At 70.5% G+C, this 13,349-nt stretch carries 10 protein-coding genes and 1 riboswitch; of the genes, 4 read left to right on the forward strand and 6 right to left on the reverse strand.

The features are described from left to right. Nucleotides 1–12 precede the first annotated feature (12 nt). Both ACQPZF_RS30735 and ACQPZF_RS30740 read right to left on the reverse strand, forming a co-directional pair. Nucleotides 13–1,143, reverse strand: a complete 1,131-nt coding sequence (locus ACQPZF_RS30735; RefSeq protein ID WP_433262893.1) for a S1 family peptidase — start codon at nt 1,141–1,143, stop codon at nt 13–15. A gap of 177 nt (nt 1,144–1,320) precedes the next feature. Beyond that, complete coding sequence (locus tag ACQPZF_RS30740; protein WP_433262895.1) at nt 1,321–2,550, reverse strand: MFS transporter; 1,230 nt, start codon at nt 2,548–2,550, stop codon at nt 1,321–1,323. Nucleotides 2,551–2,659: 109 nt separating this feature from the next. Here ACQPZF_RS30740 and ACQPZF_RS30745 point away from each other — a divergent pair, with 109 nt between their 5' ends. The 3 genes from ACQPZF_RS30745 to ACQPZF_RS30755 all read left to right on the forward strand — a co-directional run bounded on the left by ACQPZF_RS30745 (nt 2,660) and on the right by ACQPZF_RS30755 (nt 6,327). Continuing rightward, a complete protein-coding gene (locus tag ACQPZF_RS30745) occupies nt 2,660–3,574 on the forward strand; it encodes a helix-turn-helix domain-containing protein (RefSeq protein ID WP_433262897.1) in 915 nt (304 codons plus the stop codon). Between the two features lie 4 nt (nt 3,575–3,578). Further along, on the forward strand, nt 3,579–4,454 hold the full coding sequence (locus ACQPZF_RS30750; protein WP_433262899.1) for a 3-methyladenine DNA glycosylase: 876 nt from the start codon (nt 3,579–3,581) through the stop codon (nt 4,452–4,454). 94 nt (nt 4,455–4,548) lie between these two features. Then, entirely contained in the window at nt 4,549–6,327 is a 1,779-nt protein-coding gene (locus tag ACQPZF_RS30755; protein WP_433262901.1) for a substrate-binding domain-containing protein, read from the forward strand. A 491-nt stretch (nt 6,328–6,818) separates the two neighbouring features. On the opposite strand, the gene ACQPZF_RS30760 is transcribed toward ACQPZF_RS30755, so the two are convergent. Further along, on the reverse strand, nt 6,819–7,784 hold the full coding sequence (locus ACQPZF_RS30760) for a helix-turn-helix transcriptional regulator (protein WP_433262903.1): 966 nt from the start codon (nt 7,782–7,784) through the stop codon (nt 6,819–6,821). 62 nt (nt 7,785–7,846) lie between these two features. On the opposite strand from ACQPZF_RS30760, the gene ACQPZF_RS30765 reads away from it, so the two are divergent. Beyond that, complete coding sequence (locus ACQPZF_RS30765) at nt 7,847–8,251, forward strand: DUF3224 domain-containing protein (RefSeq protein WP_433262904.1); 405 nt, start codon at nt 7,847–7,849, stop codon at nt 8,249–8,251. Between the two features lie 193 nt (nt 8,252–8,444). On the opposite strand, the gene gcvP is transcribed toward ACQPZF_RS30765, so the two are convergent. The 3 genes from gcvP to ACQPZF_RS30780 all read right to left on the reverse strand — a co-directional run bounded on the left by gcvP (nt 8,445) and on the right by ACQPZF_RS30780 (nt 13,311). Continuing rightward, nucleotides 8,445–11,333 carry an aminomethyl-transferring glycine dehydrogenase gene (gene gcvP / locus ACQPZF_RS30770; RefSeq protein ID WP_433262906.1) on the reverse strand — a complete coding sequence of 963 codons (2,889 nt, stop codon included), beginning with the start codon at nt 11,331–11,333 and terminating at the stop codon, nt 8,445–8,447. A gap of 153 nt (nt 11,334–11,486) precedes the next feature. Then, a riboswitch (glycine riboswitch) is annotated at nt 11,487–11,578 on the reverse strand. Nucleotides 11,579–11,773: 195 nt separating this feature from the next. Next, nucleotides 11,774–12,343 carry a MerR family transcriptional regulator gene (locus ACQPZF_RS30775; protein ID WP_433262908.1) on the reverse strand — a complete coding sequence of 190 codons (570 nt, stop codon included), beginning with the start codon at nt 12,341–12,343 and terminating at the stop codon, nt 11,774–11,776. 494 nt (nt 12,344–12,837) lie between these two features. Continuing rightward, nucleotides 12,838–13,311 (reverse strand): bifunctional nuclease family protein, encoded by a 474-nt coding sequence (locus ACQPZF_RS30780; protein WP_033427967.1) that lies wholly within the window; start codon nt 13,309–13,311, stop codon nt 12,838–12,840. Between the last annotated feature and the right edge of the window lie 38 nt (nt 13,312–13,349).

The raw sequence follows: 13,349 nt of genomic DNA on the forward strand, positions 1-13,349 counted from the left end.
CGCGCCGAAGGCCTACAGATCGGTCACGATCGAAACGCCTTGGCTGCTCGCGATGAGGCTCCACTTCTCGGCGAAGTACATCGCGCCGGAGATCGCGACGTGCATTCCGTGGACGACCACCGCGCTCCGGTCGGCGTTGTAGGTGTAGAACGGCGCGCCGGAATCTCCGGCCTGCGTCGGCGTGCCCTTGTCGTAGCTGATGAGATTCCGGGTGCAGCCGGCGGCGTCGCAGAACTGGCCGTTCGTGTTGACCACGCGGTGGCCGCATTTCTCGGCGCTGACGGCCCCGCTGCGGCAGTAGTCGCTGCGGCCCACGACGGGATCCGACGCGCCGGCCACCCGGATCGCCTTGCCGTTCACGTCGCCGACGTAGATCTGCCGCGTGTAGTAACCGGCCTCCACACGGGCGATCAGCGCGATGTCCCGGTCCGGGTAATTCCAGTTGTAGAAGTAGCCCATGAATTCGCCGCTGCCGGTGTTCTGCACCGGCCGACCGATCGGCACGCCCGGCACGTACCCGCAGTGGCCCACGGTGAGCAGGTAACGGTCCCCTTGCGGGTCTTTGACGGTGAATCCGCTGGTGCACCGCTTGGTCCCGACGGTGATGGCCGCGCCTCCCCGGAACGGGACCGGGTCGTACTGCCTGGAGTTCCGGCCGCCCGTGCCGTGCCGGTGCTCCACCGGGATCGCCAACCCGGCGGACAGCGACCGGACAAGCGTTTGCGGCGCATCGGAGGTCACCACCATGACATCGCGGGCGAAGTCGAAAGCGGAACCGAACACGTGTCCCGCGGCCTTGTTCCGCTGCGCTTCGGCGCGGATCCGGCTGTGCACCGCGTCGATCCCGGCCTGGGTGGTGCTGCTGCGCCGCACGATCGGGGTGGCGCCGTCGACGGCGAAATCGGCGGAGGTCCGCGCACTGCCGGGGCCGGTGGCCGGCAGCACCACCACGAACTGACTGCGCTGTTCGTCGTAGTAGACGCCCAACGCGCCTTTTTCATCGGCCAGCGTGTGGAGAATGCGATTGGCAGCGAACAGCCGGCTTTCCGGCGGCGCGCTGTCCGCATAGGCCGAAAAACCTCCGGAGAGCAGGAGCAGAGTTGCGAACAGGCTGAATAACGCACCTCTGCGACGGGTGGCCACGTGGTTCCTCCATACGGTCGACCTTGAATGGGCATCGCGTATGAACCAGGTCGTTCGCCGAATGACCACATGCTATCGCCCGCCGGGTAGCCGGGCGATAATTGAGGAAAAGTTACTCCGAACGTCCCGATTCCTGGACCTGGCGGTCGGATCGGACGCGACCGTTCGGGATGATCGCTAGACCTTGCCCGCGAGCGTCCCGGCGGCCCCCTCGGCCGCCCGCTCGGCGTCCGCGAACGCCCGCGGCGACAGCCCGTGCCAGGCGACGACCAGCGCCGCGAGCTGGATCGCCGCGCCCATCACCCACACCGCCCGCAGCCCGAACCCGGACGCCACCAGACCGCCGGCCAGCGCGCCCAGCGGGGTCAGGCCCCACGCGAGCGTGCGGTGGCTGGTCAGCACGCGACCCAGCAGCCCCGCCGGGGTGAACCGCTGCCGGCTGGACTGCGAGCAGACGTTCCACAGCATCACGATCGCCGACTGCGCGAACATCACGAACCCGACGGCCGCCGCCCACGGCGGCAGCACCGCGACCAGCAGGTGCGTCACCACCATGCCGAGCTGGGCGATCCGCATCGACCACGCGTACCCGATCTTCGCGACCACCCGGTGCACGACGAACGAGGCGGCCACCCAGCCGACCGCCAACGCGGTGAGCAGCAGGCCGTACCCGACCGGGCCCAGGTGCAGGACCTGCGTGGCGTAGAGGACGAACATCGACATGGCCGCGCTGGCCGCGAACGACCCGAGCCCGACCGCGATCGTGATCGACAGCAGCAGCCGCGTGCCCACCAGGAACTTCAGCCCGTCCGCGATGTCCCGCAACGGGTGCTTCTTCGACGGCGTCAGCGCCTTCGACGGGATGCCGCGGCTCAGCGCGCACGCCACGACCGCCGCCGCCACCGCGATCCACGGCGGCGCGCCGAACCCGTAGCCCACCAGGAACCCGGTGGCGGGCGGGACGACGAACTGCACCACGCCCTGGTCGATGAGCATCAGGCGGGTGTTGGCGGCGGCGAACCGGTCGGGCTCCACGACATCCGGCAGCAACGCTCCGGCGGCCCCGTCGCCCAGCACCTGCGCCGCCGTCACCACGAAGGCCACCACCAGCAGCAGCGGCAGGCTGAGCTGCCCCACCGTGCCCGCGACAGCCAGCGCCAGCGCGGCGCTCGCCTGCACCGCGAAGGCCGACCCGAGCACGGTGGTGCGCCGCACGCGGTCGATCAGGACGCCGGCGAACAACGAGAGCAGCAGCCACGGCGACTGGCCGACGATCCTGACCAGCGACACCTCGGTCGGGTCGGTGGTGATCGACACCGCCACCAGCGGCAGGATCGTCAACATCAGACCTTCGGCGACCGAACCGGACACTGCGACGGCTTGTAGCCGCACCCACCCCCTGGACATGCGGACCACCCTGCCAACCGGATTGGCGGACGCGAACGTTTTAGCACCGGCTCAAACGACCCTCCGCCGGGCGGTGGCGGAGCGCGGGCGTGCCGGGGTGGGATGAGGCATGGCTCTCCGGTTCACCGTCTCGCCGCTGTGGGAGACCGTCGCCGCCATGCGGGTCCTCGCCGCCCCCGGCTACTTCCCCGTCCACCAGCGCTGGATCACCTGGGCCGAGCGCAAGACGGCCGAGCTGGGCGACGACCCGACCCTCCTCACCGCCCTGGTCACGCTGCCGGTGGTGCCCGAGTTCCTCATCCCCACGCCGGGCATCCGCTCGATCGGCATCGACGAGGAACTCCGCTGGCTGCCGCGCGTCGCCAAGCCCGCCCGGGTCGCCGCCGCCCTCCCCGACGACCCGCGCTTCCGCCCCCTCCTCGACCACCACGGGAAAACCCTCGCGTCACTCCGCGACCGGCTGAAAGCCGTCCACGACGCGATCATCGCTCCGGTCTGGCCGAGGCTCGAAGGCGTGCTCCAGGGCGACATCGAACGCCGGGGCCGCCGCCTGGTCGAAGCCGGCGCGCCGACCGTGCTCGCCGAACTCCACCCGGACGTCGCCTACCACGACCCCGACCTCGAAGTGCACGGACGACACGTCGTCGTCGGCCGGCGGGACCTCGCCCTCGTCCCCTCCGCGTTCACCTGGCCGGACGTCTACCTCCGCATCGGCCCCGCCCGGCTGGCGCTCTGCTACCCCGCCCACGGCTTCGGCTCGCTCTGGGAACGCCCCACCGCACCGGCCGACGACACCCTGGCCCGCCTCCTCGGCCAGACCCGCTCCCGCCTGCTCCGGGAACTGGAACGCCCGAGCACCGTCACCGAACTGGCCGCGCGCCTGGGCGTGACGGTCGGCGCCGTCTCGCAGCACCTCACCGTCCTGCGCGCGGCCGGCCTGGCGGTGAGCCGCCGCGAGGGGCGCGAGGTCGTCTCGCTGCGCACCGGCCTCGGGCTGGCGCTCGTCCAGGGGGAAGTACGGTAGTGGGGTGCGTGTGCTGTCCGAAGCCGAGTGGACCGCGCGCCGGGACGCCCACACGGCCCGCGTCCGCGCCTGGACGGTCCCGCACCACGAGCGCAAGGCGCGCGGCGAGAAGCACCCGGTGCTGGACTTCCTCTTCAGCTACTACTCCCACCGACCCTCCCGGCTGGAGCGCTGGCATCCCGGCCCGGACGTCGTGCTCGCCGGCAACGCCGCCGAGGAGTACCTGCGGTGGCCCGCCTACCGGCAGACCGACGAGGGCGTGACGCTGGACGTCGAGGCGTTCGCCCGTGAGCGCCGGCACACCATCGAGTTCGTCCACCGCCTCCTCACCGCCACGGCCTCCCGCGCGCCCCGGCTGGGCTGCTTCGGCTTGCACGAGTGGGCGATGGTCTACCGGTCGGACCGGGTCCGGCACGAGGCGTGGCCGTTGCGGCTGGGCGACGAGGGCACGGACGCCGTCGTGGCAGCGAACAGGGTGCAGTGCAGCCACTTCGACGCGTTCCGGTTCTTCACGCCGGAGGCACGCCCGCTCAACGTGGTGCAGCTCACGCGCGAGGACCAGGTCCGGATGGAGCAGCCCGGCTGCCTGCACGTGTCCATGGACATGTTCAAGTGGTGCTACAAGCTCGACCCGGCGACGCCGTCCGACCTGATGGCGGACTGCTTCGAACTCGCGCTCCAGGTCCGTGAACTGGACATGCGCGCCAGCCCGTACGACCTGCGGGCGCTCGGCTACCCGCCGGTCCCGATCGAGACCGCCGAGGGCCGGGCGGAGTACGTCCGGCGACAGAGCGCGTTCACCGAGGCCGCCGCGCCACTCCGCATTGCCCTGATCGAGCTGACGCGGACTTTTCTCGCGCCTCCAGTCACTTCCGAGTGACTCACCGTCACTTCACCTGCTTCGCAGACTTCACCTGTTAGCGTGACGCCGGTCGGGATTCGCCAGCCGTAGTCGGACGCTGAGAGGGAAGACGATGTCTCGACACCGCGCGCTGCGGACGAAGGTGCGGCGCGGAATAGCCACTTGGCCGGTCGCGATCATCGGTGTGGTCGCCCTCCTCGTCCTCGGGTACTTCGCCTGGACGTGGGTCGGTGGTGTCGTGGAACGCCGGGCCGCCGCCCAGGCGGGTGACTGCCGTGAAGGCGAAGCCCTGTTGCGGGTCTCCGCGACGCCCAGCGTCGCCGAGGCGGTGCGCGCGGCGGCCGAGTCGTGGAGCAGGCAGCGCCCGGTCGTGTACGACCACTGCATCCGGGTCGCGGTGCAGTCCATCGACTCCGAGGTCGTGCTCCAAGGCCTCACCCAGGGCTGGGACGAGGCGAAACTCGGCGAACGCCCGCACGCGTGGATCACCGACTCGACGCTGTGGGCGAACCGGCTCGGCGCGCAGAACCGCACCCTGCTCGGCGCGCAGCCGGTGTCGATCGCGGCCAGCCCCGTGCTGCTGGCACTCCCCCAGGACGGCGCGCAGGCGCTCCAGGCCGGCGTCGGCTTCCGCTGGACGGACCTGCCCGAGGTGACGTCTGCGACGGGCGGCTGGCAGCGGCTCGGCAAGCCGGAGTGGGGCGACTTCAAGGTCGCGATGCCCGACCCGGCCACGAACGCCGCGACCGCGATGGCGATCCAGTCCGCACTGGCGGGCGCGAGCCCGGACGGCAAGGGCCCGGTCACCACCGCGATGCTGGAAGTGGACACGGTGAAGACCACCCTGAGCAGGCTCACGGCGTCCAAGCCCGAGGTGACTCCCACGACCACGTGGAGCGCGCTGTCCCTGCTGGCCGACAAGCCCGAGGTCAACGGCTCGGGCTTCAGCGCGGTGCCCGTGTTCGAGGTGGACCTGTACCGGCACAACACCGGCAAGGACACCGGCACCCCGCCGTTGCGCCCCCTCTACGGCGTGGCCCCGGGCGGCCCGTCGCCGGTCGCGGACTTTCCGTACGTGCCACTGGCAGGTGACTGGGTGGGCGAGGCGCAGGTCCGGGCGTCCCAGGAGTTCCGGGAGTTCCTGCTGGAGGCCGACCAGCAGAAGACCCTGGCAGGCGCGGGCCTGCGGGTCGACGTGACCACCGAACGCCCGAAGCCGTCACCGGGCATCCGCTGGGCGACCATGACCGACAAACTGGTGCCCGCCGACGCCGACACCACCCAGCAGATATCGGCCGCGTGGGCGACCGCCGACAACGGCCAGGTGGTCACCGTGCTGGTGGACACGTCCAAGTCGATGGAGGAACCGGGCGGCGCCGGCAAGCCCCGGATGGTGTGGGTGAAGGACGCGCTGTCTGGCCAGGTGAACCGGTCGGTGTCGGGCTCGCTGGGCCTGTGGGAGTTCTCCCGGGCACTGGACGGCGAGAAGCCGTACCGACAACTGGTGGCGACCGGCCCCGTCCTCGGGCAGCGGCAGCAACTGCTGGACGGCGTGGCCGGCCTGCGCCCGCAGAGCGCGACCCACCTGTACACGAGCCTGGTGGCGCTGTACACGAAGACGTTGGAGAACTACCAGCAGGGCAAGCGGAACCGGATCATCGTGCTGACCGACGGCGCCAACGACGGCGGGCTGACCTTCGACCAGCTCAAGACCGAACTGGCGAGGCTCAAGCAGGACGGCAAGGACATCGCGATCAGCGTGCTGGCCCTCGGCCCGGACCCGGAACGCCAACCGCTGGGCGAACTGACCCGATCGACCGGCGGAACGCTGTCCGTGGTGGAGGACGGCCGAGGGGTGGACGCGGCCTTGGCCCAACTCCTCTCCGCTTAGACCTTCCGGACAACCGCCAAGAACGCAAAGACGGCAAAGCGGACAAGAGCGCAAATCTTTTACGCAGCTTGACGGCAGAAGAGTGACCACGAAGCAAGGCGACCAGCACCTACGCAGTCTGGACTCAAGCCGGGAACACTACGCAAAACGACCGTATCATCGAAGTCCTGTGATCTGCCGGGGACGGCCGTCAACCGCACACGCCGCCCGCAAAGCAGCCCGCCCAGCCGCGTTCCCCCTCTGCCGAGATCCGCCACTCAATCAGGCTGGGAGGGCTGCTTTGCAGGCGGCGAGTTGCGCTGACACCGGTCCCCCGGCAGCCTTTAGAGCTTCCGAAAGTGTGGTCCATTCCCGTAATGTCCCCGGCTGCATCCAAGACCTGCGTAGGCGCTAGTCGCCTTGCGTCGTGGTCACTCTTCTGCCGTCAAGCTGCGTAAACCACTGAACAAAAGCCTTTGCCTCGTTCACGTCGTGGCGCTTTGGCTTTTGACTCAGGCATACACAGCGGCCATGGCGGTCAGCGTGGTCTTGATCCGTTCGCGCAATTCAGGCGGTTCGACGACCTCCGCGTCCGGGCCGAGCCGGAGGATGTCGACCAAGGCGTGTTCCAACGACTCGACCGGCACCTGGACAGTGGTCCAGCCCTCCTCGGGCACGACCTCCGCCAACGCCCGCCCGGCGACCAGGCTGAGCAGGACCTGCGCCCTCTTCAGCCCGGCCTCGGTCATCCGCACCGTGACGGACATCGGGTACATGCGCTCCTCGAAACGTTCCGACCAGCCCGCCCAGAATCCGGTGAGGTCGAATCCCTCCGGCCGCGAGAACCCCTCGTCCGTCGACTGGACTTCGAGCACCCGCGACACCCGATACGTCCGCAGATCACCGCCCGCCTCGGCCACCAGGTACCAGAGCCCGGCCTTGAGCACGAGCCCGAGCGGCCCGATGACCCGTTCCACCTCGACGCCCCGGCTCCCCCACCGCCGGTACCGGATCCGCAACCGCCGCTGGTTCCACACCGCGTCGGCGATGTCACCGAGGAAGGGCATCTCCTCCGTCTGCCGGAACCACCCGGACGTGTCCAGGTGGAACCGCTCCCGAATCCGCCCGGCCCGCGACCGCAACTCCGGCGGCAACGCGGCGAGCAGCTTGAGCTGAGCGGCGGCGACCACCGTGCCCAACCCGAGTTCCGCCGCCGGGCCGGGCATCCCGGCGAGGAACAGCGAGTCCGCTTCCTCCCCGGTCAGTCCGGTGAGCCGCGTCCGGTAGCCGGCCAGTAGCTGATAACCGCCCGTCGGCCCCCGATCCGCGTAGACCGGCACCCCGGCCGAGCCGAGCGCCTCGACGTCCCGGTACACGGTGCGCACCGAGACCTCCAGCTCGTCGGCGAGTTCCTGCGCGGTCATCCGGCCCCGTGACTGGAGCAGCAGCAGGAGCGAGAGCAGACGACTGGCGCGCATGATTCCCAGTGTGCCCGGAAACCTGACACGACCTGTCAGGTACACCCCTCAGGATCGTCGCCATGAGCACTCAGGCAACCGGCCCGGTCGAGATGAAGAGCTGGGACGAGCACACGTGGGACGGCAAGCGGTACGACGAGGCCACCGGTCCCAAGCAGACCACCGGCGGGATGACCACCGCCTACCGGGGCGACCTCGAAGGCACCGGTGACATGAGGTTCCTGATGTCCTACCCGGACGACGACACCTGCCGCTCCACCGGCTACGAGGTCGTGACCGGCACCCTGGCAGGCCGGACGGGCACGTTCGTGCTGGAACACGTCGGCGGCTTCCGCGACGGCGTGGCGGAGGGCACGTTCACCATCGTCTCGGCCACCGGCGACCTGACCGGCCTCACCGGCGAGGGCACGGTCAGGTGGGCCCAGGGCGAACCGGGCCGCTACACGATCGACTACGACCTGTCCTGAGACGACCACCCGGGAACGCCGCCCAGGACCCGCCGCGAACACGCGGGCGCGTCGGCAGGTGTGAGAACACCCGCCGACGCGCCCGAAACCCTCCTGCGCGACCAGCTCCGGCAACAGGTGCCCGATGATCAAGTCGCGTGATGAGACCTCATGGTCAGCCCCCGTGGCCAGACTCCGTGGCCAGACTCCGTGGTCAGCCCCCGTAAGCGGACACCGGGGGGCACGAGCAGACGAGGTTGCGGTCGCCCTTCGCGCCGTCGATCCGGCGCACCGGGGGCCACATCTTCGGCGCGGACGTCCCCGCCGGGAACACCGCCACCTCCCGGCTGTACGGGTGGTCCCACTCGCCCGTCACCGAAGCCGCCGTGTGCGGGGCGTTGCGCAGCGGGTTGTCGTCGGCCGGCCACTCGCCCGCGCCGACGCGGTCGATCTCGCCCTTGATCGCGATCATCGCGTCGATGAACCGGTCGATCTCGGCGAGGTCCTCGCTCTCCGTCGGCTCCACCATCAGCGTGCCCGCCACCGGGAACGACATGGTCGGCGCGTGCAGGCCGTAGTCGGCGAGGCGCTTGGCCACGTCGTCCACGGTCACGCCGGTCGCCTTGGTGATGGCCCGCAGGTCGAGGATGCACTCGTGGGCCACGAAGCCGCCCTCGCCGGTGTAGAGGACGGGGAAGTGCTCGTCCAGCCGGCGGGCCACGTAGTTGGCCGCCGCGACCGCCGTCAGGGTGGCGCGACGCAGGCCGTCCGCGCCCATCATCCGCACGTACGCCCACGAGATCGGCAGGATCGACGCCGAGCCCCACGGCGCGCCGCTGATCGGGCCGACGCCCGTCTCAGGGCCCGCGCCGGGCTGGAGCGGGTGGTTGGGCAGGAACGGCGCGAGGTGCGACCGCACGCCGATCGGGCCGACACCGGGGCCCCCGCCGCCGTGCGGGATGCAGAACGTCTTGTGCAGGTTCAGGTGTGACACGTCCGAGCCGAACTTGCCGTACCGGGCGAGGCCGATCAGCGCGTTGAGGTTCGCGCCGTCGACGTACACCTGGCCGCCCGCGTCGTGCACCACGCCGCACACCTCGCGCACGGTGTCCTCGTACACGCCGTGCGTCGACGGGTAGGTGATCATGATCGCGGCGAGGTCGTCGCGGTGCTCCTCGGCCGTCGTGCGCAGGTGGTCCAGGTCGATGTTGCCCTTGTCGTCGCACTTCACCACGACGACGCGCATACCCGCCATGACGGCCGACGCGGCGTTGGTGCCGTGCGCGGACGACGGGATCAGGCACACGTCGCGGTGCGCGGCGCCCTGCGAGCGGTGGTAGGCGCGGATGGCCAGCAGGCCCGCGAACTCGCCCTGGCTGCCCGCGTTGGGCTGCAACGACACCGCGTCGTAGCCGGTCAGCTCGGCCAGCCAGGTCTCCAGGTCCTTGATCACGGACAGCAGGCCGGCGGCGTCCTCGGCGGGCGCGAACGGGTGCAGCTCGGCGAACTCCGGCCAGGTGACCGGCTCCATCTCGGCGGTGGCGTTGAGCTTCATGGTGCACGAGCCGAGCGGGATCATGCTGCGGTCCAGCGCCACGTCCTTGTCCGAGAGCTGCCGCAGGTAGCGCAGCAGGGCGGTCTCGGAGCGGTGCGCGTGGAACACCGGGTGGGTCAGGTAGTCCGTGGTGCGGCGCAGGTCGGCGGGGATGCCGTCGGCGGTGTCCGCGTCCAGGCCGTCGACGTCGGCCACCGTGACGCCGAACGCCTTCCACACCGCGGACAAATCCTCGCGGGTGGTGGTCTCGTCGCAGGCGACGGACACCGTGTCGGCGTCCACCTGCCACAGGTTCACGCCCAGGTCGCGGGCGGTGGCGACGACCTCGGCCGCACGCCCCTCGACGCGGGCCTGGACGGTGTCGAAGAACTCGCCGTGCACGACTTCGATCCCGCCCTCGCACAGCCCGGCGGCCAGCACGGTCGCCATCCGGTGCGCCCGCGTCGCGATCGCCTTCAGCCCCTCCGGGCCGTGGTAGACCGCGTACATGGAGGCGATCACGGCGAGCAGCACCTGGGCCGTGCAGATGTTGCTGGTCGCCTTCTCCCGGCGGATGTGCTGCTCGCGCGTCTGCAGCGCGAGCCGGTAGGCGAGCGACCCGTCCGCGTCCACGGACACGCCGACCAGCCGCCCCGGTAGCTGCCGCTCCAGCCCCTGCCGGACGGCCAGGTAGCCGGCGTGCGGCCCGCCGAACCCGACCGGCACCCCGAACCGCTGGGTCGTGCCGACGACGACGTCCGCGCCGATCTCGCCCGGCGGGCGCAGCAGCGTCAGCGCCAGCAGGTCGGCCACGACGACGGCGTGCCCGCCGGCCGCGTGGATCTCCCCGATCAGCGCCTGCTGGTCGCGCACCACACCGGACGCGCCGGGGTAGGACAGCAGCACGCCGAAGAAGTCGCCCCCGAGCCCCAACCCCTCCAGCCCCTGGGACAGGTCGGCGGTCACGATCTCGATGCCCAGCGGCTCGGCCCGGGTCTCGATCACGGCCAGCGTCTGGGGGAGCGTGTCGGCGTCCACCACGAACCGGTTCGACTTGCTCCGACCCGCCCGGCGGACCAGCGTCATCGCCTCGGCGGCGGCGGTCGACTCGTCCAGCATCGACGAGTTGGCCAGCGGCAGGCCGGTCAGGTCGGCCACCGCGGTCTGGAAGTTCAGCAGCGCTTCGAGCCGCCCCTGCGAGATCTCCGGCTGGTAGGGCGTGTACGCGGTGTACCAGGCGGGGCTCTCCAGCACGTTGCGGCGGATGACCGGCGGCGTGATGGTGCCGTAGTAGCCGAGGCCGATCATCTGCTTGAGCGGCCTGTTCCGGCCCGCGAGGGCACGCAGCTCGGCGAGCGCCTCGGTCTCGGTGGCCGGCGCGGGCAGGTCGAGCACCAGGTCCCGCTCGCGGATCGACGGCGGCACCGCGCGCTGGGCCAGTTCCTCCAGCGAGCCGACGCCGATGACGTCGAGGATGCGGGCCAGCTCGGCGGGCCGCGGACCGACGTGCCGGTCGGCGAAGGGGGTGCCGTGCTCAAGAGCGGCGAGGGGGATGCGGTCCTGCGTCATAGCTACGCCTCCGGGGCTACGGGCACACTTCTGCCGTTGCCCTCCCCCTCTGTCTTCCGCCCGAACCGGGCGCCTGAGAGCTTCACGAGGCCCTCGCGGACCAGGCTTGCACCGTCGGCGGGGTCGGTCGCCCGACCCGCTTTCCAGAGGCGTCTCACCCGCGCGGTCCTTGCGCCTGAGAGGTTCCGGGGAGGATTTGCTCCTTCGGCGCCGAGCCGCGGCTCGGACTCTCCCGCACGGGATAAATCGACTACCCGCGAATGGTACCCGGCAGGCCGCGCGACACACTCACGGACGCGACACGGATCTCAACCGGCCCGCTCACGCTCGACGGCCTGCCCTGCTCACGCTCGACCGGCCCCGCTCGACCGGCCCGCCCCGCGGAGGCACAACCGGCCCGCCCGCTCACCCGGGAACCGGCGCCGCGGACACCGCTCCGCTCAACCGATCGCCCGCGTGCGCCGCCGCCGGGACAGCTCGTCGTTCCCCGGCGCCTCGTCGACCTCCAGCCCGTCGGCCCGCTCGGCCGGGAACTCGTGGATCGTGCCGCTGATCTCCCGCATGGCCCCGCTGACCGCGATCCCGAACACCCCTTGACCGCCTTGCAGCAGGTCCACGACCTCCTCGGGCGAGGTGCACTCGTAGACCGTCGTCCCGTCGCTGAACAACGTGATCCTGGCCAGGTCCTGCACCCCCCGCTGCCGCAGGTGGTCGACGGCGACCCGGATGTTCTGCAACGAGACCCCGGTGTCGAGCAGCCGCTTGACCACCTTCAGGACCAGGATGTCCTTGAACGAGTAGAGCCGCTGGCTGCCGGAACCGTGGGCACTCCTTATGGTCGGGTTGACCAGCCCGGTGCGAGCCCAGTAGTCGAGCTGGCGATAGGTGATGCCGGCGATCTGGCACGCGGCGGGCCCGCGATAGCCGACGAGTTCGTCCGGCAGCGAGGAGTCCGGGAACAGCTCGCCCTGTTCTCCGGTTCCCGCCCGGATGGGCGCTTCCTCGACCACGCCTGCCTCCCCTCGGTCCGGCCACGACAGCCGGCGACCAACGTGAAGCCGCCCGGCGCGGAAATCACACCGTGGCAATTCACCTGAGTTCGACGGTAAGTCCGCCTAGGGGGCAGGTCAACGCGACGCGCTGAGCGTGTCGCACCTCAACCTCAACTAAAGGTAGAGAGAGTCAGCCGACGTAAGCCATTCGGGTGACGTTTAGTGATCGTTTAGCCGATCACCGCTGACGTTGTGTAATCCAAAGGTGTGACACCGGGGGGTGGCACGCGGGGCAGATCCACAACGCACCGCAACACCACGAGGGGCCGCTCCAACTCGCGGCTGGACGACCGGCCTCTCGTGGTTCACCCACCCCACGACGTGAGTGAGAAGCCCCCGGAGGCCCGGCCGGCGGCGAACGCGCCCAACGACAAGCAGAAGGTCCGAAGCACCCGCTCCGGACCTCTAGAAGCCCAACCCGCGAACCCGCCACACCAGGCGGGCCGGCCCGACTACGTGTCCGCGCCCCGGAAGTCCTCCGGCGAAACGGAGTCGAGGAACTCGCGGAACTTCTCCACCTCGTCCTCCTGCTCGTCCGGGATGATCAACCCGGCCTCGGCCAGCACCGACTCCTCGGCGTGGATCGGCACCCCGATCCGCAGGGCCAGCGCCACGGAGTCGCTGGGCCGGGCGGACACCCGCACATCACCGTCGAACACCAGCTCGGCGAAGTAGGTGCCCTCCTGCAGATCCGTGATCCGGACCTGTTCAAGCTGCCGCCCGAGCGCCCCGATCACGTCCTTGAGCAGGTCGTGCGTCAACGGCCGGGCAGGTCGGACACCCTGCTGTTCGAGGGCGATCGCGGTGGCCTCGACCGAGCCGATCCAGATCGGCAGGTAGCGTTCGCCCTCGGTTTCGCGCAGCAGCAGGATCGGCTGGTTGGCGGGCAGTTCCACCCGCACGCCCACGACGCGCATCTCGCTCATCGGGTCTCGCCTCCCTCAGCGCGCTGAAATTCTGGCGT

It is taken from the genome of Actinosynnema sp. CS-041913, assembly GCF_050942485.1.
Lineage (GTDB): Bacteria > Actinomycetota > Actinomycetes > Mycobacteriales > Pseudonocardiaceae > Actinosynnema.

What these genes read in the sequence shown, in the direction of transcription:
- ACQPZF_RS30745 (WP_433262897.1), top strand. Translation starts at nt 2,660, where the DNA reads ATGGCTCTCCGGTTCACCGTCTCGCCGCTGTGGGAGACCGTCGCCGCC.
- ACQPZF_RS30755 (WP_433262901.1), top strand. Translation starts at nt 4,549, where the DNA reads ATGTCTCGACACCGCGCGCTGCGGACGAAGGTGCGGCGCGGAATAGCC.
- ACQPZF_RS30765 (WP_433262904.1), top strand. Translation starts at nt 7,847, where the DNA reads ATGAGCACTCAGGCAACCGGCCCGGTCGAGATGAAGAGCTGGGACGAG.
- ACQPZF_RS30780 (WP_033427967.1), bottom strand. Translation starts at nt 13,311, where the DNA reads ATGAGCGAGATGCGCGTCGTGGGCGTGCGGGTGGAACTGCCCGCCAAC.
- gcvP (WP_433262906.1), bottom strand. Translation starts at nt 11,333, where the DNA reads ATGACGCAGGACCGCATCCCCCTCGCCGCTCTTGAGCACGGCACCCCC.
- ACQPZF_RS30760 (WP_433262903.1), bottom strand. Translation starts at nt 7,784, where the DNA reads ATGCGCGCCAGTCGTCTGCTCTCGCTCCTGCTGCTGCTCCAGTCACGG.
- ACQPZF_RS30740 (WP_433262895.1), bottom strand. Translation starts at nt 2,550, where the DNA reads ATGTCCAGGGGGTGGGTGCGGCTACAAGCCGTCGCAGTGTCCGGTTCG.